General features: G+C 34.9%; 19 protein-coding genes. 6 read left to right on the top strand and 13 right to left on the bottom strand.

The window, feature by feature from the left end; genetic code table 11:
• Both ACSHWW_RS13255 and ACSHWW_RS13250 read left to right on the top strand, forming a co-directional pair.
• The coding region (locus ACSHWW_RS13255; RefSeq protein ID WP_435682944.1) for a hypothetical protein at positions 1-337 on the top strand (337 nt) is incomplete at its 5' end.
• Between the two features lie 390 nt (positions 338-727).
• On the top strand, positions 728-1,159 hold the full coding sequence (locus ACSHWW_RS13250; RefSeq protein WP_435682943.1) for a hypothetical protein: 432 nt from the start codon (positions 728-730) through the stop codon (positions 1,157-1,159).
• A 560-nt stretch (positions 1,160-1,719) separates the two neighbouring features.
• Here the strand turns inward: ACSHWW_RS13250 and ACSHWW_RS13245 are convergent.
• A complete protein-coding gene (locus ACSHWW_RS13245) occupies positions 1,720-2,055 on the bottom strand; it encodes a helix-turn-helix domain-containing protein (protein ID WP_435682942.1) in 336 nt (111 codons plus the stop codon).
• Positions 2,056-2,472: 417 nt separating this feature from the next.
• On the opposite strand from ACSHWW_RS13245, the gene ACSHWW_RS13240 reads away from it, so the two are divergent.
• Positions 2,473-3,114: a DUF6266 family protein gene (locus ACSHWW_RS13240; RefSeq protein ID WP_435682941.1), complete on the top strand. Its 642-nt coding sequence runs from the start codon at positions 2,473-2,475 to the stop codon at positions 3,112-3,114.
• 198 nt (positions 3,115-3,312) lie between these two features.
• On the opposite strand, the gene ACSHWW_RS13235 is transcribed toward ACSHWW_RS13240, so the two are convergent.
• From ACSHWW_RS13235 to ACSHWW_RS13190, 10 genes are all read right to left on the bottom strand, one after another.
• On the bottom strand, positions 3,313-4,434 hold the full coding sequence (locus ACSHWW_RS13235) for a protein kinase family protein (protein WP_435682940.1): 1,122 nt from the start codon (positions 4,432-4,434) through the stop codon (positions 3,313-3,315).
• Between the two features lie 135 nt (positions 4,435-4,569).
• Complete coding sequence (locus ACSHWW_RS13230) at positions 4,570-5,592, bottom strand: hypothetical protein (RefSeq protein WP_435682939.1); 1,023 nt, start codon at positions 5,590-5,592, stop codon at positions 4,570-4,572.
• A 171-nt stretch (positions 5,593-5,763) separates the two neighbouring features.
• Positions 5,764-6,639 carry a hypothetical protein gene (locus ACSHWW_RS13225; RefSeq protein ID WP_435682938.1) on the bottom strand — a complete coding sequence of 292 codons (876 nt, stop codon included), beginning with the start codon at positions 6,637-6,639 and terminating at the stop codon, positions 5,764-5,766.
• Positions 6,640-6,721: 82 nt separating this feature from the next.
• Positions 6,722-7,327: a hypothetical protein gene (locus tag ACSHWW_RS13220; RefSeq protein WP_435682937.1), complete on the bottom strand. Its 606-nt coding sequence runs from the start codon at positions 7,325-7,327 to the stop codon at positions 6,722-6,724.
• Between the two features lie 236 nt (positions 7,328-7,563).
• Entirely contained in the window at positions 7,564-7,941 is a 378-nt protein-coding gene (locus ACSHWW_RS13215; RefSeq protein ID WP_435682936.1) for a DUF2200 domain-containing protein, read from the bottom strand.
• A 406-nt stretch (positions 7,942-8,347) separates the two neighbouring features.
• The gene (locus ACSHWW_RS13210) at positions 8,348-9,073 is read right to left on the bottom strand and encodes a head GIN domain-containing protein (protein WP_435682935.1); all 726 of its coding nucleotides are present in this window, start codon (positions 9,071-9,073) and stop codon (positions 8,348-8,350) included.
• A gap of 622 nt (positions 9,074-9,695) precedes the next feature.
• On the bottom strand, positions 9,696-10,787 hold the full coding sequence (locus ACSHWW_RS13205; protein ID WP_435682934.1) for a hypothetical protein: 1,092 nt from the start codon (positions 10,785-10,787) through the stop codon (positions 9,696-9,698).
• On the bottom strand, positions 10,771-11,349 hold the full coding sequence (locus ACSHWW_RS13200) for a hypothetical protein (RefSeq protein ID WP_435682933.1): 579 nt from the start codon (positions 11,347-11,349) through the stop codon (positions 10,771-10,773). Before ACSHWW_RS13200 ends, ACSHWW_RS13205 begins: the two co-directional genes overlap by 17 nt.
• Complete coding sequence (locus tag ACSHWW_RS13195) at positions 11,342-11,935, bottom strand: RNA polymerase sigma factor (protein ID WP_435682932.1); 594 nt, start codon at positions 11,933-11,935, stop codon at positions 11,342-11,344. The genes ACSHWW_RS13200 and ACSHWW_RS13195 overlap by 8 nt, the downstream gene beginning before the upstream one ends.
• Before the next feature lie 106 nt (positions 11,936-12,041).
• Positions 12,042-12,206, bottom strand: a complete 165-nt coding sequence (locus ACSHWW_RS13190; RefSeq protein ID WP_435682946.1) for a hypothetical protein — start codon at positions 12,204-12,206, stop codon at positions 12,042-12,044.
• On the opposite strand from ACSHWW_RS13190, the gene lon reads away from it, so the two are divergent.
• Positions 12,175-14,631 carry an endopeptidase La gene (gene lon, locus ACSHWW_RS13185; protein WP_435682931.1) on the top strand — a complete coding sequence of 819 codons (2,457 nt, stop codon included), beginning with the start codon at positions 12,175-12,177 and terminating at the stop codon, positions 14,629-14,631. The genes ACSHWW_RS13190 and lon overlap by 32 nt on opposite strands.
• 300 nt (positions 14,632-14,931) lie before the next feature.
• Here the strand turns inward: lon and ACSHWW_RS13180 are convergent, their stop codons facing one another.
• Positions 14,932-16,113, bottom strand: coding sequence for a T9SS type A sorting domain-containing protein (locus tag ACSHWW_RS13180; RefSeq protein ID WP_435682930.1), 1,182 nt, complete (start codon positions 16,111-16,113; stop codon positions 14,932-14,934).
• 229 nt (positions 16,114-16,342) lie between these two features.
• Here ACSHWW_RS13180 and porQ point away from each other — a divergent pair, with 229 nt between their 5' ends.
• Both porQ and cmk read left to right on the top strand, forming a co-directional pair.
• Positions 16,343-17,368 carry a type IX secretion system protein PorQ gene (gene porQ / locus ACSHWW_RS13175; protein WP_435682945.1) on the top strand — a complete coding sequence of 342 codons (1,026 nt, stop codon included), beginning with the start codon at positions 16,343-16,345 and terminating at the stop codon, positions 17,366-17,368.
• Complete coding sequence (gene cmk, locus ACSHWW_RS13170) at positions 17,368-18,057, top strand: (d)CMP kinase (RefSeq protein WP_435682929.1); 690 nt, start codon at positions 17,368-17,370, stop codon at positions 18,055-18,057. The genes porQ and cmk overlap by 1 nt, the downstream gene beginning before the upstream one ends.
• 6 nt (positions 18,058-18,063) lie before the next feature.
• Here the strand turns inward: cmk and ACSHWW_RS13165 are convergent, their stop codons facing one another.
• Positions 18,064-18,522 (bottom strand): DUF1801 domain-containing protein, encoded by a 459-nt coding sequence (locus tag ACSHWW_RS13165; RefSeq protein WP_435682928.1) that lies wholly within the window; start codon positions 18,520-18,522, stop codon positions 18,064-18,066.
• Positions 18,523-18,631: the final 109 nt, after the last annotated feature.

Here is an 18,631-nt window from a genome sequence, read left to right as displayed (position 1 = left end):
TTCAATATACTTTCCTTACGAGATGGATTGTATTGGCCTTAATGGTTCTTTAATTGGAGCAAAATCGTTATCATTTGATCAGTCTTTATCCGTTATTGATAAAAACATAAGTCATTACTTTACGTTGATTTCGTCGTTAACAAGCAAATACAACAAATCGCTAAAGGATAACAACTTTTATTTAATATCTGATGAACCTAATGAAGTTGGTAGTAAAGAGCATAAATTATGGGAATCCGTTCGTTATAATGAATTGATTTCTGTAATTAATCCTGAAGAATCTAATAAGGTTGCGGAATTAATATTAGATAAAAAAGCTACTAAATTCTTAGATTAATACTTTAGTCCGTTAAAATCCCCACACAATAAAATCCAGTTTATTGCTACGGCAAGAAACCTCTGTATTTTATTGTGTTCCGCTCGCCACCACACTGTTGTTTTTAAGTCACGGTAATTGTAGCCAACGCTCTAATAGCACATTACTTTTTCTTCGTTCCTAAAAAAAGTAAAGAGCTATCGCCAACGCTCAAACAATTACAGCGCCACAAAAACAACCCCAAGCTATGTTACATAATAGAAGTTATAGTAGCAAAAATCCTTTCATAGGTTGCCTACGGCGTGTTGTTATATTTTCGTAGCTATAACTGCTATTATGTAAAATATCCGCTAAGCCAACGCGCACATCCGAATTAGATTAACATCCGTTACTATCAAAATATTTAATATCTTGCTTAAGCTGAAAAATTTGCATTTAACTTTAATTCTACTGTTTATAAGCTATTTAGTTATAGGTCAAAACATTCAATGCACATCTGAATCAGAAGCTTCAGTGTGTTTAGAGGTTAATCCAGAAATAATATCATTTTCATTTAATGCTATTAATAACAACAATAAGCGTGTCGGTTTTGAATTTAAAAACACTAAAGATTCTTTTAATGCCTTTCGCAAATATTCACAGTTAGCATTTTCCACAAAATCATTGGACGGTTATATGTTACAGTTTGAAAATGACCATTTAATTATTAGTTACGCAAATAATCATATTAGTTTCATTTTGTATCAAAACAATGATTTAGATATGGTTTTTGAATCTACACCGATTACTTTACACGATTTAAATAATTTATTGTCGCAACAAAATGACGTTATACGAATTTAATTCCTTAGAGGAACAATCACGATTTACATATCTATGGGAGTTCGGTGTATATTTAGATTCAGTAATAATGGAGTCTTTAAGGATAAACCTTTACGCTATAAATATGTTTTTCGTTGAAGTTCATAATGACGCTATATCAAACACTATTAAAGACATTCAGACCTTTAAACACGGTCATATGATTGATAAATATATCAATTAAAGCACTTAACTCATTCGAACTGCACAAAACCATCACTAAGTCCAAGTATTCCTTAGCTCAAGTCTTTGTTTGTCTCATTTCGTTAAGCACATTAATTGTCCACTTTTCCCCACCACCCAAGAAATAGGATATAAAAAAATAGGTCTATAAAGTGTAGTCATACGCCATAGCATATTACTTTTTATCGTGCCTCAAAAAAGCAATACGCTATCGTCTATAAGTCCTGTAAGAGTAGCTTATTTAAATGCTGTTTTATCAAACAACTATTTAAAACGCTACACTTACAAACGCATCACCCAACGCTCAATTCGGAATAGACCTATTTTTTTAAGTGTTAATTCCCCAGAAAAGCAGAACATCAAGGATACTTAACAGGATTTTTGAGAATATACTCAGTAGCCATTCTTTCAATATCACTTGAAGTAGTTACTTTGTTTTCCAATACCCAACCATCTATATCTTTTTTATCAAAATAAAGCCTTTTACCACGTTTTGCGTGCGGAATCTCTTTAGTACTTGTCATTTTGTATAAAGCCGATACAGATAGGTCTAAATAAGCTGACAGTTGCTTAATATTCATAATTGGAGTTGTGGCAATTCCAGTTTCGTTGATATTACTTGCTCTGTAAATGTTTTCAAGTAAAGTTTCAATACGTTCTAATCTTTGATTGATAATTTCAAAAGGATTTTCCATAGTCTTCGATTTAAATTCAGGCTTCAAAAAATAATTAAAAAGAAATCAAAGATATGTGGCTTCCTTCGCCCACCGCACAATGCCGAAAAGGTCAAGCCCTACGGGTTTTGGATAAAACTTTTTCTAATATACTATTGAATATAATTTGATACATTTTGCTAAGAAAAACTTTTACCCAAAAACCTTGTCGCCATTACCCACGCCACAATTCTATATTGCTTTCTTTTTTTTCATTTTTTCTTTTAAAAATATATAGGGGCAAAGTAATAGGGAGCAACTAAAGGCAATCGCAACGAGAAGATGTAAAAGACTTGCAGAAGATTTTATATTTGCTTAAAGGTCAAAACCAAAATATTGTTATGTCCGAATTAAGTCCGTACCAGGTTCGAATAAGTAATTTTTAAATCTACATATGTTATGGGCAAAATCTCTCAAGGAATTTTAGGAGGACTATCTGGTAAAGTTGGAAACATTATCGGTGGTAATTGGAAAGGTATTGATTACATCAGAATCAAGCCTTCAAGTGTTGCGAATCCAAGAACGGAAGGGCAAGTAAATCAAAGAACCAAATTTTCAAGCGTGTTGGAATTTCTTCAACCGAATAAAGCCTTTTTAAGGGTTGGTTACAAGAATTTCGCTAATAAGCGTACAGAATTTAATTCTGCAATGTCTTATTTGTTAAACAATGCTATCACTGGTACTGCACCCAATTTTACGGTTGATTATACTAATGCATTACTGAGTAGAGGAAGTCTCTCAGGCGTTTTAAATGGCGTTACGGACTTATCAAATGCAGGTCAAGTTGATTTTAGTTGGGGAGATAATTCAGCGGAAGGAAATGCAAATGCAACTGATAAAGCAATGGTGTTGGTTTACAACCCATCAAAAAAGGAATCTATCTATCTACTTGATGGGGCAGATAGAACAGCTGGAGCACAAACAGTAACAATACCAAACACATACGCAGGAGACACAGTAGAGCTATTTATGGCGTTTGTTTCGGCAGATGGTAGTCAAGTATCAAATAGTATCTATTTAGGCTCTGGTACGGCAAGTTAAAAACTACTAAATAGACATAAGAAAACCACTCTTAAAAGGAGTGGTTTTTTGTTTTAGTACAGTATTTTACAAGGGTATGATATAAGGTTTAAAAAGTTGTACCTATGTTGTACCATTTTTGTTATACCATTTGTAAAGACAATAATATCAATATATACAGAGTGTTATTTGCATAACACCGTGTTAGGTGCAGTTTTTTTAAAAGGGTAAATCATCTTTTTCGTTAGGGTCAGACCTTTCAATATTATCCAATCTCTGCCATAAATTATTTAAAATAACTTTTTGTCTTTCTTTTGATGCAGAACTTATAAATTTTGAAAAAGCATAAACCGTATCTACTTTTATATCTCTGTTTTTCCAATATCGAAAGTTTCCTTTTATGAAACATCGAGCAAGGGAATTTTGACTTTGTAAATTTTCTTCTAAAATCGAATTTTTATGAACTTCCTCAATTTCTTTTATTATTTTTTGAATATCAGAAATATATTCAGCGTCAATATCGATATTAGAAAAGACGCTTTGTAAATCGCTAGCAAAACTTTGATAGACTTTTTTCTCCTGACTTGTAAAAGAAATTTCAGGTGTCGATTCAGATATTATTCTTCTATTTAAGTCAAAGAAGGATGCAATACGACTGTTGTAGTCTGCATCAACCATATTCTTTAGAAGTTCTTTATAAGCAAAGTTTTGAAAATCATTTTCTTTGATAATTTCTTCAAAGAGTTTACCTATAAAATATAATTCAGTTCTGAAATCATAAATTTTTTCGTCAAAATCATTTGGCGGTGAATAACGCCAATTCAATGAAATACTTTTGTCAAAATCAGATTCGAAATCTATTTTTTTACTAAATCCAAAATCTATTATCTTAACTATTCCTTTTTCTGAAACCAGGATATTATCAGGACGAATATCACGGTGTAATATTTTTGCAGACTCTAAATGTATAAATCCGTCTATTGTTTGTTTGAAAACATCATTTATTTTGTCTGGATTATCTTTTAGGAAAGAAGCAATATTTTGCCCTTTTACAAATTCCATTAAAATATATCCTGTATGTTCTTCTGGATATAAGTAATAGTTGAATACTCTAACGATATTTTGGTGGTAGAGAAGATGTAGTAACTTTATTTCATCCTTAAAGTTGTTGAAGAATAATTTTTTGTGTTCATCATAGAAAGGTGAGTATTTTTTGCAAACAAAACGTTCATTGATAATTTCGTCTTCAAGCAAGACTGTTCTACCAGTTCCGCCTTGACCAATTTCTTCAATGAACTTATAATCTTTTGTTCTTAAAAATTGTATTAATTCTCCTTTCATTCAGATTGTTTTGTTCTAATTGCACCTAACGGTTCGGCTATGAGTAGTTGCGTGGATTAGCACTTAGCTTTGCAAGTAAACACCAAGCTGAAAATCCGCGAGGATTTTCAGAAGTAGGCGAGAACAAGCAATTACTTATAGCGATTGTTGTAAGGCGTTATTTATTCGATTCTTAAATTCAATTTTATTGTCAACGTGTAATGCTAAATTCTTATATGTTCGTTTAATTCCATATAGTCCAATTAATGTGTTTTCTTTCTTTAATCTGATAACTACATTATGGCTTTCCAATTCTCCCAAAAATGATAGCTTTCGATTTTCTGTGTTCAACTCTATATCTTTTGATGAAATTTCAATGCTGTCAATGTTTACTAAATCAATAGTAGTTTCGTTCATAATACCATATCGAAGGAACAGTTTGTCGTTTTCAATTGATATTGGTCTTTTGAACATTGACTTTACAAATCCAAAAATTTGAATACCAGAATAAATACTCAAAAAAGTCAAAATCCAAGCAACAGTAGTATTCCATTTCGCTAATAAAATATGAAATGTAATTGTTTCTATAGCTACTATAAATATAATGGCAATTAATAGAGTAACTGTTCCGCTGTCTTTGTGATAAGTAAATTCATTGTCTTTCAATTTTCTTTTTTTCCAATGAACAAATCCGTAGTAGAAAACTGCAATTTCGGTTACAACAGGAATAACTATTCCTTTTGGAAGTATTTCATAGCAAGTATTTTTTAATGATGCGAAAAAATCAACCGATTCTGTTTTGTTTAGTTTATATCGTTTTATTCCTTTCCGAACGTTGAATATAACAAACGATAAAATTGATAGTTCCACGATTGGAAGTACCCAAGTCTTAAAAAGATTTAGATAATATTGATTTTCAGTTGGAAGTATTAGCGAACAAATAATAATACCAACAATTAAAAATGGTACTACTGTTGTTTTTGGGATATTTGTTTTTCTAATTAATAGAAAATATACGAGTGGTACAGTTAACAATAAATCAAATGTAATTCCAATAGATAAACTACTTGGATTTGCGCTAAATATATTTGATTTCGTAATGAACACCATTATTCCGATTATTAATAATGGTATTCCGAAAATCATTAGGTTTTTCTGAAGATTAATTGCTTTGTTCATAGGTTTGTTTTAATGACTTACAACGGCAAAGGTATAAGGCGAGTGAGACGTTTTAGCCGGTACGCATTGTCCTTTTGGTTTATGCTTTAATATAGTGAAGTTATGAAATTTTGAATGAATCACAGCCTCGCATTAAGCCTTAAAGTTAATGAAATGTAGGAGACACAATGATCAATTTGATTCTATAAGGAATGGGTTTGAGTATATGTGTTTATAATCTGTCGTCGTTAATACAATTCTAAATTTTCCGTCATCTAAACTGTTTAAACCTTGATAAAGACTTTTGAGATTAATATTAATTTTAGTGTTTTCAAATAAATACATAAATGAAAGGCCTGCTTGTAACATTTGCTCATTTTTGTAATGATTTATCCAGCCATTATTTTGATACTTTTGGATCATCACATTTGGGTAAGGATTCATTCCACCTGTAGTTTTTAATTCCATCATTTGATTTGTGATGTTTTTTAAAACTATAGTATCAGATTCTGAATAGCTCGTTTTGTTAGTCTGAAGTTTGTTTTTAGGCGAGTCTTTTATTCTAATTATATAAGGTTTGTAACCTTTAATAAAAGCTGGTGACTCATCGCTTAGCCAATTAGATGAATTGGTGCATAATGGTTGGGTATACCAAGTAGGGATTTCAATAATTGTATTCTCAATATGTCTTTTCTCTGAGTTAGCTTTTCTCTGAGTTATCTTAATCCTTACTGGCTTCTTATCTTCACGATGCGAGACATAAACAAAATTATCGTTAGCGAACCAATAATAAGGTCGATTAATGCCTCCTTCATAATACAGATTTATACCTGTCAGGCTATCTTTTTTATTCCTTAAATTTTGCCAAAACATTAAAGGTTCACCAGAATTAACTATGGGTTGATTTAAAGAATCTACTACAGTAATATTTACATCTATTAACGATTTATCATCACTATTTGAAATCAATTTTATAACTGTAATCTCTTCATAATCCCAATTACAATGTTGAGCCTGAGACAGGTTTGCAATTAACAACAGCAGTATTAGATTCAATATTTTTTTCATTTTTTAAATGTTTGACACGGTTGTTTATAAGAACTGTTGGGATTAAGATAATGACTAACCATAGGTCTGAAAACAACCTTATTTATTTCTCTTTCAAATAAATATCAAAATGTATGACCAAATTCCCACTGGTATCTTCTGGTATAATTTCTAAAATCCTCATAGTAGCATTTGCCTGAGAAGCCCATGGGTCTTTCTCTATATGTGGATCACCTCTAAAATAGATTTGCGAGATTAATTCTTTACTATTCTCTTCTGTTACACGATAATGAATGTGAGCTGGACGATATAAACTACCATTTTTATATTTCCCTGGAATAATGGTTGCGAAGGAGTATTCTCCTTGTTTATTAGTCATTAAACGTCCACGTTGATTATAATCAGTAGTATCATTGTCATATTCACCTTTTGTATTGCAATGCCAAATTTCCACCATAGCATTGTCTAGTGGAGTTATACAATCAGATTTATAAATGGTACCTTTTAATTGAATTCTTGACCCTACCAGTCCTTTACTTAACAAGTTAGCACGAAGTGGAGCGTCAGGCCTGTAAAAAGGACCTAATATATCATTAGTAGTTTCACAATCTCCGTTATAGGTTCCATCTGGCTTTTTAAGTACTGAACCAAAAGTTGACAACCCAATGGCTGTTAAAGCTGAGGTTATTATAAATTTCTGTCTATCCATGTTATGCTTAGATTATTTTTCTAAATCTAATCCTTGATTGTAAGTTGTGAAACTAATAATGAGTGAATGGGCATTTTCAATGAGTAAACAGTTTTATTCAGCCGTTTAGCAACAAATTTGTATATAAAAAAGGCTCTAGAATCAAACAACTGAATCTATGAGCCTAGCATCATAAGTTTTTCAATTATTGAAAAAATAGGTTGTTTTTAATCTAGGTTCTTTATGGGCACCCGTTTTTATTTCTTGTCTACACGTAAAATTTTGTCCATTTTACGACCTCTTGCTAGTTCATCAATGAGTTTTTCCATTTGACTGCATTGTTTATACAATTCAAATTCATCTTCTATTTCTTCAATTCGATAACCACATACGACTCCTTTAATCAAGTGTGCGTTAGGATGAATTTTAGCATTTTGAAAAAATGTTCTAAAAGTCACTTTCTTATCAATAAGTGCTTGTAAATCGTCATTATTAAAACCTGTAAACCATTCTATTACTTGGTTGAGTTCTTCTTTTGTTCGACTATTTTTCTCCAACCTATTCAAGTAAAGTGGATAAATGGATGCAAATATCATTTTTGCAACTTTTTCATTTTTTTCGACTGTAACTTTCATTTTACGAGCTTTATTAATATTCCAATTTTTAGAAATCAATTTACTTTACAAGAAGAGCAACTAAAAGTTCAAAACTTATTAATCTAAGACCAATTATTATCATACGTAATGTATTTGATTAAAGATTGTTTTTCAATTGGTTACTTCCAAATAGGAAATATGGTGTATCTGTACAATTATTGATGTGTTTAACACACCTAATTTAGCAAATAAAAATTGAAAAGAAATTCTGCGAGATTTGGTTATAAGTAATCACCACTTATATACACGCACATAACTCAAGTTACACTTGAAAACACACCTATACTGTTAGACTTTAATGTATTGTAATCACGCTTTCGCGAAAGCGCACAAAAAAAAGCCCTGATTTTCATCAAGGCTTTCAATCATTAAATAGTCTACGAGCTTACATCTTATCGATATCACCGCTACCGGTTACTTTCTTATCTACATTACGAGTCGTTCCTTTATAACGTATATCACCGCTACCGGTTACTCGTGCTTTAAAATCGCCACCGTTGATATAAACAGCTACATCACCGCTACCAGTAACTGAGGCTTCTACGTTGTTTGCTTTTAAACCAGTGGCTTTTAAATCACCACTACCAGTTACACTTGCATCTAGATTTTCGGCACGACCGGTGATGGCCATATCACCACTTCCTGTAACACTTGCTTTTAAGTTATCAGTTTCTATATTTAAGTTCATATCTCCAGAACCAGAAACTTTCAAACGAAAATTGCGCGACTTCAGCGTCATATCACTCATGATCTCACCGCTACCGGATACGCTAGCATAATCAATTGATTTCACAGGAACGGTTACTTTAATCGCTCTTTTAGGATTGATGCTTGTGTTATTCTTAGTCCCTATAATGAGTTTTCCACTGCTAACTTCAATCTTGAGGTGTTCCATAATATTAGATTCAGCGGATACGGTGATTTTACCTTCTGTTCCCGGAACTAAAGTCACGTCCATAGAACCTGCAACGGCCACGCCATCATAATCGCTAGTGTTGAAAGTTTGTGTGGTTACTTCGCCATTTCCTTTTACCGATTTGTTACCAAACCATTGTGCGGTTGTCATTTGTGCGCTGCATACTACGATGCATAATAATAAGATCTTTTTCATGTTGTGGGTTTTTAAATTTAGGTTGTTGGGTTGTTGGGTTATTGGGTTGTTGGGTTTCTTGGTTGTTAGGTTATTGGGTTATTGGGTTATTGGGTTGTTGAGTTGTTTCCGTTCCCCAGCCCTAAAGGGTGCGTAAACTTATCGTCATTTCAATTTAGAAATCTCACCCTTTAGGGTTGGGGAAAAGATTTCGGATTATTTATTCTTCAAAAATCAAAAATCTCCAATCGTTAATCTTTAAGTTTTGTGAAACATATTTCGGATTATTTGTTCTTTAAAAATCAACAGTTATTATTCTTGTTACAACTTTTAATTACTGAGTTGTTGTTTATTGTAGTTAGGTTGTTGTTATTGTCTTGTTTCCGTTCCCCAGCTCTAAAGGGTTCATAAACTTATCGTTATTTCAATTTAGAAATCTCACCCTTTAGGGTTAGGGAAAAGATTTCGAGTTATTGTTATTCAAATATGACTCGTTAATCATGATGCAAAAACACCCTTTGCCTTTCGGCATTTCCTTCGAGGGAAAAGGCTTCAAACTTACATTATCATCTTCCCTTGAGGGAAGACAGGAGATGGGTGTTTCAATATTCATCAAAAATCTCCAATCGTTAATCGCTAATCATCAATCATCAATAGCTCTCAACTTTACAGATCCATAAGATGTTCTTATGTTGATTGTATTTCCGCTATTTTCAGTACCGTTATATCCGGCTTTTAACTTGTCGGTATGATCACTGTCTGATCGGGTAACCGTTGCGGCATCGCTAAGTGATATTCCAGCAAACTCAGTATCTACCGTAAAATCAAAGTTGGCACTAGGTTCATAATACACTTTTACTCCGGTAAAATCACTACGTATCGTTACTTCCTTAAATCCAGCTTTTAATCTTGCGACACTTATAGAACCGTAGTCAGTATTGAGGTTGAGCGATTTTACAATGGTATCTATTTTAAAGCTTACATAATCACCACGACCGGTAAAGTCTGTCGCTTCTCCTATGGAAATACTGCCGTAGTCAGTATTGATATTTAGGTCTGTTACTTTTTTGAATTCGCTATGAGAATAGTCTGCTTTGAGTTCTATTTTATCAGCTTCACCGAGTGAGAAACTGCTATAGTCAGCATTTATCGTGGCAGATTTTACGTAATCAATCGTGGACTTCTTTGTGTAATCCATCTTGATGTAGTTATCCTCGTGGAGTAATTCACCTATATCCATTCTACCATAATCACAGTTCAATCGAGCATGACCTTGTAATTTATCGAGTGATAAAGTACCGTAGTCATTGCGAGCATCGAGATCGTTTGTGATAGGCATTTTAACCACATAATTAATTTCAACACTTACTTTATCGTCATTGCTAAACCAGCTGCTCCAGCTCCAATTTTTGCGGTTTTTTTCTACTATAGTTCGAGCACTTACGCGACTAGCACTGGACTCAAAAGTTACATCTATTTCACGTAGTTTTTCATCGACATCTTCTTGGTCATCTCCAGTAACTTCTACGTGAACTTCTATTTCCACTCGAGGTTGATCCCATGTGGTAATAGTCATGCTGCCGTATTTATTATCTAGTAATAACATGGCGTCTTTATTGACCGTGTATGCTTTTTTAAGGCTTTTCTTTTTGGTGTGTTTTCCTTTTTCAGGACCAGCCACTACTGCAAGTGGCAGTAAAAAAGCGAGTAAGAGTATTTTATAGTAGGGTTGCATCAATGTTAGTTTTAAGTTGTTTAAGAGATTCTATGTGATCGAGTGCTGCTTCCAGCAATTCTATTCTATTTTGAAAATTTTGAATCATGGCAGCAATTACAGGACGGCTGTTACCACTAGTGTCTAGATCCAGTTTCAATTGTTTATAATCATTTTCCAGTTCCTGTAATTGTGTTTTAGTATCGGCTATTAAGCGTTCTGTTTCTGGACTATTTTCAGCTTCTAGTTTTCTTAATTCCTCAGTAATTGTATTTGAGAAAAAATCTTGAGCGTTGGACATTTCTGGAGATACACTAGCGAGATCATTACTCGTGGTAGATCCCATGTTAAATCCAGCAAAACCTATAAGAATCGCTAGTCCAGCAACGAGTGACCACTTGAACCAGTGGTTTTTAGTAGCGTCATCATTACCTTGAGCAATTCCATCTCTATCTATAGAGACTACTTTTGCATCTTCTTGAGCGTTTTGTAAACGCGCCAAAAATCTATCGCGGTGACCGCTTGGTAACTCTGTGGTATTAAAGTCTTGATCTTTAAACCAGTCTTCCATGGATTTAGGCATGAGCTTTAATTTTAGTTCTTAAACTTTCTTTGGCGCGAGATAGAGTAGTGCGGCACATGGCGTTACTTATATTCATAATCTCACATATTTCTTCGTTATCCATTCCTTCTATTAGGTGCAGCGTTAAAATCTGCTTATAATTATCTTTCAATTCATTCATAACTTGCAGTACTTTTTGCGCAGTCATTCCGGCTTCTTCCATATCGATTTGCTCATCATCTGCCTGCGATTCTAGGTGGTAGGCCACATCATCATAGGATACGGTTTCCATCTTTTTCTTCTTGCGCAATAACGATAAACTGTTATTGATCACTATGCGTTTTAACCAGCTGCCAAAGGTCGCCTCACGATTCCACTGACTCATCTTGTTGAGCGCTGTAATCAAGCTTTCTTGCATGACGTCTTCAGCCTCAGCACTGTTGTTCAGTATGCGCAACGCAACGTGATACATACCACGTGAGTAGTTATCATACACTTGCAGTTGTGCTCTCTGATCGCCTTGCTCGCACAAGTCGTATAGCGTTATTTCAGTTTCGGTTGGTGTCACTTGGTTAGTGTTACGATTTAAAGATGCAGCTTTTTTCAATTTGTTACAGTGGAGTGGCATTGAATTTGAAAAACTAATCGTAGCAAGTTGCTTCGTTATAAGCGATGCAGCAAGCTAGCAATGTGTAAATGAGTTTTTAAAATGCTCATTTAAAGAGTTTTAATGGTGGTTTTCCCGCTTTCGCGAAAGCGTAACAATCACATCTCATTGCCATAAAAATATTAATATAAACTTGAAGAGCCGCCGTGTTTTGTGACATAGTGGCGAGAAGAAAGCATATGTTCAACCCAAAGAAGATTAAATTAGACAATTTGTCACTAGGTGATTTAGATCACGAGGCAGAATTGATACCGTTATTAAGTACCGAGGACGAGGAAGAAATGAATAATGAGTCTGTTCCCGAGGAATTACCCATCTTGCCATTGCGCAACATGGTGTTATTTCCAGGCGTGGTGATTCCTATCACCGCAGGAAGAGATCGTTCTATCAAGTTGCTCGAGGAAGCAAATAAAGCAAATAAAGTCATAGGTATAGTCGCTCAAAAAGACGAATCCATTGAAGAACCTGGCGCAGACGACCTGCATAAAACAGGTGTGGTTGCTCGTATTTTGCGCATTTTAAAAATGCCTGATGGGAACACGACCGTGATTATTCAAGGTAAGAAACGTTTTAAAATGGGAGAAATCCTTACAGAACAACCTTACATTACCGCTCGTGCGACTGATATTCCTGAGGCACGACCGCTTCCAGAAAATTCAGAATTTAATGCAATCATAGATTCCATTAAAGAGCTGTCCCTGGAAATCATTAAAGAAAGCCCTAACATTCCTAGTGAAGCGAGTTTTGCTATTAAGAATATAGAGTCAAACTCTTTCTTAGTCAACTTTGTGAGTTCAAATATGAACTTAAAAGTGTCTGAAAAGCAGCAGTTACTAGAAATGAACGATTTGAAAGATCGCGCGCTAGAAACTTTGCGTTATATGAACGTAGAGCAACAAAAACTGGCTCTTAAAAATGATATCCAGTCTAAGGTGCATTCTGATATTAACAAGCAGCAGCGTGAGTATTTCTTACACCAGCAAATGAAGACGATTCAAGACGAGCTAGGTGGCGGCGTTTCTTCTCATCAAGAACTCGATGAGATGCGCACACGTGCTAAGTCTAAGAAATGGGATGATAAGGTAAAGGAGCATTTTGAAAAGGAGCTTGCAAAGATGCAACGCATGAATCCGCAAGTGGCAGAGTATTCTATACAGCGCAATTACTTGGATTTATTCCTTGACTTACCATGGAATGAGTTTTCTAAAGATAACTTTGACCTCAAACGTGCTAAGAAAATATTAGATCGTGATCACTACGGTCTTGACGAAGTGAAGAAAAGGATTATTGAATATCTAGCGGTATTAAAACTGCGTAATGATATGAAATCGCCTATTCTATGTCTATATGGACCACCAGGAGTAGGGAAGACCTCTCTAGGGAAATCTATGGCCGAGGCTCTGGGAAGAGAATATGTACGTATTTCACTAGGTGGATTACGTGATGAGGCTGAGATCCGTGGTCACCGTAAAACATACATAGGAGCGATGCCTGGACGTATTATCCAAAGCATTAAAAAAGCCAAAACCTCTAATCCGGTTTTTGTACTGGACGAGATTGATAAGTTAAGTTCTTCTCATAATGGAGATCCATCAAGTGCGATGCTTGAAGTTCTAGATCCAGAACAGAACAGCTCATTCTATGATAATTTCCTAGAAATGGGATTTGACTTAAGTAAAGTCATGTTTGTAGCGACGTGTAACTCGTTAAACACTATACAGCCAGCGTTGCGCGATCGTATGGAGATTATTAACGTAACTGGTTACACGATTGAAGAGAAAGTTGAGATAGGGAAACAACACTTATTACCTAAACAACTTAAAGAGCATGGACTTACTAAAGAACATCTCAAAATAGCAAAACCACAAATCGAAAAGATTGTGGAAGGTTATACTCGTGAAAGTGGTGTGCGTTCGCTGGATAAGCAAATCGCAAAAATGGTGCGTTATGCCGCAAAGAGCATCGCTATGGAAGAAGATTATGACTTAAAAGTAACTAACGATACCATTATAGAAGTACTAGGATCGCCACGTATGGAGCGTGATAAGTACGAGAATAATGATGTTGCTGGAGTAGTCACAGGACTGGCATGGACTCGAGTAGGTGGAGATATTCTTTTTATAGAATCTATTCTTTCTAAAGGAAAAGGAAATCTAACGATTACGGGTAACCTAGGTAAAGTGATGAAAGAAAGTGCTACCATAGCCATGGAGTACATTAAAGCAAATGCTGACGAACTAGGTATTCCTGTTGAGGTATTTGAAAAGTATAACGTTCACATTCACGTGCCAGAAGGTGCCACTCCTAAAGATGGACCTAGCGCTGGAATTACGATGTTGACTTCGCTAGTATCTTTATTCACGCAACGTAAGGTGAAGAAAAGCATCGCCATGACAGGAGAAATTACCCTACGCGGTAAAGTCCTGCCAGTAGGCGGAATCAAAGAAAAGATTCTTGCAGCTAAACGTGCACGTATCAAAGAAATCCTACTCTGTGAGCAAAACAGACGCGATATCGAAGAGATAAAAGCTGAGTACCTCAAAGGATTGACATTCCATTATGTAAGTGATATGAGCGACGTTCTAGAGCTAGCACTCACTAAGCAAAAGGTTAAGAATGCTAAGAAGTTGAGTTAATTCTCTTTCTAATATTATTTAAAAATCCTCAGCTAGTGCTGGGGATTTTTTTATTTATCGCTTTTGTTTTCGAGAATTTCAAAAAGCCTTTCCCTTCAGGCGAAGGGAAAACAGATACTTCAGCTTGCTGAATATCAAAAGGGTTTGATACACGGATGATATTTTGAAAATTAAAACAGCTCCTTCCTTTGAAGCCTGCCTACCGATTAGGTATGGGAAGGCTGGGACGGATGTTTGCATAATTCATAAAAAAAGCTCAAGAATAAATTCTCGAGCTTTGTAGTTGAAGAAGCGTTAGGCTTAATTCTTCACAATCTTTTGACTTGTAACGCTTCCATTCTCATCTGTAAGATTCATAATGTATAATCCATCATGTAGTGTTGAGATATTGAAAGTAGTTTGAGTTGTAGTAAATACCTTTTTACCAAGTACATCATACATATCGATTTGAGATAGAGAGGTCTCTTGAGATGCAACGTTGATAATGCTTGTTGTTGGATTAGGAAAAATTTTGAATTCAACCAGTTGAACTTCCTTATCTGCGCTTAGTGTACTGTTGTAGTTATAAATGGTTCTGCTAGATATCTGAAAAGTCATTGAGGTATCATCATAGTTTGATTGGATTTTAGTGAGTACCTTATTTACGTGTGGATTATTATAACCTACATAATCAATGCCTGTTTTATCCTTAAAAGGATTTGCTAAAGCACTCATTAAAATAGAAGTGTCATAAGTAAATTCTTCCTTAAAATTTGGTGTAGAAACTGGATTATAGGATTCGGTTTCACTTAATCTATTGCCGTTGCTATCTAGAACATAATCGATTCTTTGATCTGCAGTATAATTAGTTCCGTCATATATATCATAAGTAGCCGTAGTAATTAAACCACTCGAATTGTTCTGATAAGTTTCTCTTCCATAAATCCCAAAAACACCATTTGTTATTTCCTCATAAACGGCATTATTTATAGTTCCGTTTGTGTTATAGTTTACAGTAGCTCTTTCTTCTGGAGCCCATTGTGATCCGTTCCATTCTTCATATATAAATCCGTTAGGTGTTCCGTTTTGATATGTAAATGTACTTCTCGCATCATCCACATATTGGCTACCGTTATAATTTTGATCTAGGATTTCGATTAATTCGCCTTGAGCATTATAACTTAGTATTTCTCGATCATTTATTAAATATTGACTATTTTGATTATCATAGTTGGAATAAATGATGGATGTTGTTTTATTATTGGAATTATAAGTCCATTCTTGTTTGTAGCTAGGAACAAAGCTATTTGAAGGAGTATCCCAGTAGTAATAGATTTCAGAAATTAAATTATTGTTAGAATCATATGCATAATCATAGCCGCTACTGTTTGTATATGATGAAGTAGAGGAGTCATAATATTGTTCAACAGCAGATAACAGCTGGTTTTGAGCAAATAAATAGCTGCCTGCAAATAAAAATAGAATCAGAGTAATTTTTTTCATGATGGTAAATTATTGATGAATTCAAATTTATCCATCATACTGATGTCATAACATTCCCCATATGGGGTATTTAAATTTGAAGACTTGAAAAACAGATGATTTTAATACTTCAACCTAGCTTCATCTCTTTATATCTGAAAAAGAGGTTTTAATCTTAAATTCCTTATTCAATCATTAGTAACACGCTCAAAAATAAATTAAACTTGCAGTCGTTATTTTATAAGTGAAAATATCTCAATCTCACATATCGTTTTTAGTGCTTCTGATTTTGTCTGCTGCTTTCGCACAAGCGCAAATAGGAGGAAGAACCACATACCAGTTTCTTAACCTACCGGCTGGAACTAAGCAAGCTGCTCTAGGTGGACGCGTGCTTACTGGTGTGGATTATGATCCTACTTCTGGAATTTTCAATCCTGCGACGATCAATCCTAAAATGGATAATCAACTTCAAGTCAACTATGCTAATTATCTGGGCGACGTGAATTATGGTACGGCGAGTTATGCTTACACTTGGGATCGTAGAGTGCAAACCTTTCACGTAGGAGTTACTTATTTAGATTACGGAACCTTTGATGGTTATAACGAGCAAGGAGTTTCCACGGGAGAATTTGGCGGTAATGAAGTAGCGATATCTGCAGGATATGCTTATAATATTCCGTTTTCTGATATTTACTTAGGAGCAAATGTTAAGGTGATCTCATCTAAGCTCGAGCAATACACTTCATTAGGTGGCGCTGTGGATTTTGGCGCCTTGTTTTATAATGAAGATAAAGACATAAGAATCGCACTAGTAGTGCGCAATATAGGAGTTCAGTTCACACCATATAATGAAATACGTGAAAAGTTACCGCTTGAAGTAGCACTTGGATTTTCAAACAATATGAGAAACCTACCATTGCGACTTCATGTCACATTTGAGAACCTGCAACAATGGAATATCGCTTTCTCAAATGATGCTAATAATCAAACAGATCTCGACGGCAACGTTATCGAGGACAAGCCCGGTTTTTTAAATAATGCATTGCGTCATACGGTTTTTGGAGTAGAGATTTTTCCAGAGCAAACCTTCCAGGTAAGAATTGGGTACAATTTTCGCAGGGCACAAGAGTTGAGTATTCAGGATACCAGAGCTTTTTCTGGAGTCAGTGCAGGATTCTCATTAAAAATTAATAAAATGCGATTCAGTTATACACACGCTCGATATACACTAGCTTCTCATACGAGCCTTTTTGGAGTAAACATAAATTTACAATAATGAGTGATAAGATTACCATAGCCATAGACGGACATTCCAGTACAGGAAAGAGTACTGCGGCTAAGCAACTAGCGCAGCAGCTCAAGTACATTTATGTGGATACTGGTGCGATGTATAGAGCTATCTCTTATTACGCTTTAAGCGAAAAAATATACCGCAACAATCATCTCCATACACAAGAACTCGTGGAGTCTTTAGATAAGATTCAGGTCAGTTTTAAACGCAATGAAGAAACAGATCGTGCTGACGTATATCTTAACGGTGAAAATATTGAAAAGCAAATACGCACGCTAGAAGTAAGTAGTGTAGTAAGTCTTGTGGCCGAAGTATCAGAAGTACGCGCAAAGTTAGTAGCGCAGCAACAAGAAATGGGAAAAGAAAAAGGCGTAGTCATGGATGGTCGCGACATAGGAACCGTAGTTTTTCCAGATGCAGAGTTAAAGGTTTTCATGACCGCAGCACCAGAAGTACGTGCACAAAGACGTTATGATGAACTCATAGAACGTGGAGACGAAGTTGTGTATGAAGAAGTGCTTAAAAACGTGATAGAAAGAGATCATATCGATTCTACCAGAGAAGACAGTCCACTCACACAGACCGAAGATGCTAAATTGCTTGATACGAGTAAAATGTCTCGAGAAGAGCAGTTTGAACAATTAGTTTGTTGGGCTCAAGAGGCGATGAGGTAGATGGTTCTACTTATTAATTACACTTTCATAAATACTTATCCATTCAGCGACGCTCATTTTAGTGCAAAGCTCGCCTATCAATTCTAGCGGAATATCATTTACTTTCTTGAAACGGATACAGCTTTTTCCCATATCCAGTTTGTATTTACAATGTTTAGGGTATTCCTCTTTAAACCATTCCATTAACGGTGGATGTGCATAAATACCAGAATGATAAAGAGCAATGAAATTTTTCTGTGAGGCAACATTCATAAATGGTAACGGTGAGTATTCTTTGCCTACATGATAGCCAGGTGCATAAACAGACTTAGGTACATAATAACCCAGCATACCATAAAGCATCCCTTCTTCCAGTTCTGCCGGCATGTTTTTGAGAATTACATTTCTTAAATTATGGATAGCATCTTTACGATCTTCAGGTAAATTTTCTAGATATTCTTGAGGAGTTGTTGCTTTTGAAGTCATGATAGTGAGAGTGTATTCAATAATACAAAGAATTCATTTAAAATAAAAAACGACGCTGATTATGAAAAGTACTTTTGGCTTCTAAGCCTTTTCATTTATCCAATCTGCG

It is taken from the genome of Nonlabens sp. (genome assembly GCF_051251825.1).
Lineage (GTDB): Bacteria > Bacteroidota > Bacteroidia > Flavobacteriales > Flavobacteriaceae > Nonlabens.
Note: the sequence above shows the minus strand (reverse complement) of the source record. Positions and strands in the feature narration are given on the sequence as shown.

What these genes read in the sequence shown, in the direction of transcription:
- ACSHWW_RS13245 (WP_435682942.1), bottom strand. Translation starts at nt 2,055, where the DNA reads ATGGAAAATCCTTTTGAAATTATCAATCAAAGATTAGAACGTATTGAA.
- ACSHWW_RS13240 (WP_435682941.1), top strand. Translation starts at nt 2,473, where the DNA reads ATGGGCAAAATCTCTCAAGGAATTTTAGGAGGACTATCTGGTAAAGTT.
- ACSHWW_RS13235 (WP_435682940.1), bottom strand. Translation starts at nt 4,434, where the DNA reads ATGAAAGGAGAATTAATACAATTTTTAAGAACAAAAGATTATAAGTTC.
- ACSHWW_RS13230 (WP_435682939.1), bottom strand. Translation starts at nt 5,592, where the DNA reads ATGAACAAAGCAATTAATCTTCAGAAAAACCTAATGATTTTCGGAATA.
- ACSHWW_RS13225 (WP_435682938.1), bottom strand. Translation starts at nt 6,639, where the DNA reads ATGAAAAAAATATTGAATCTAATACTGCTGTTGTTAATTGCAAACCTG.
- ACSHWW_RS13220 (WP_435682937.1), bottom strand. Translation starts at nt 7,327, where the DNA reads ATGGATAGACAGAAATTTATAATAACCTCAGCTTTAACAGCCATTGGG.
- ACSHWW_RS13215 (WP_435682936.1), bottom strand. Translation starts at nt 7,941, where the DNA reads ATGAAAGTTACAGTCGAAAAAAATGAAAAAGTTGCAAAAATGATATTT.
- ACSHWW_RS13210 (WP_435682935.1), bottom strand. Translation starts at nt 9,073, where the DNA reads ATGAAAAAGATCTTATTATTATGCATCGTAGTATGCAGCGCACAAATG.
- ACSHWW_RS13205 (WP_435682934.1), bottom strand. Translation starts at nt 10,787, where the DNA reads ATGCAACCCTACTATAAAATACTCTTACTCGCTTTTTTACTGCCACTT.
- ACSHWW_RS13200 (WP_435682933.1), bottom strand. Translation starts at nt 11,349, where the DNA reads ATGCCTAAATCCATGGAAGACTGGTTTAAAGATCAAGACTTTAATACC.
- lon (WP_435682931.1), top strand. Translation starts at nt 12,175, where the DNA reads ATGTTCAACCCAAAGAAGATTAAATTAGACAATTTGTCACTAGGTGAT.
- ACSHWW_RS13180 (WP_435682930.1), bottom strand. Translation starts at nt 16,113, where the DNA reads ATGAAAAAAATTACTCTGATTCTATTTTTATTTGCAGGCAGCTATTTA.
- cmk (WP_435682929.1), top strand. Translation starts at nt 17,368, where the DNA reads ATGAGTGATAAGATTACCATAGCCATAGACGGACATTCCAGTACAGGA.
- ACSHWW_RS13165 (WP_435682928.1), bottom strand. Translation starts at nt 18,522, where the DNA reads ATGACTTCAAAAGCAACAACTCCTCAAGAATATCTAGAAAATTTACCT.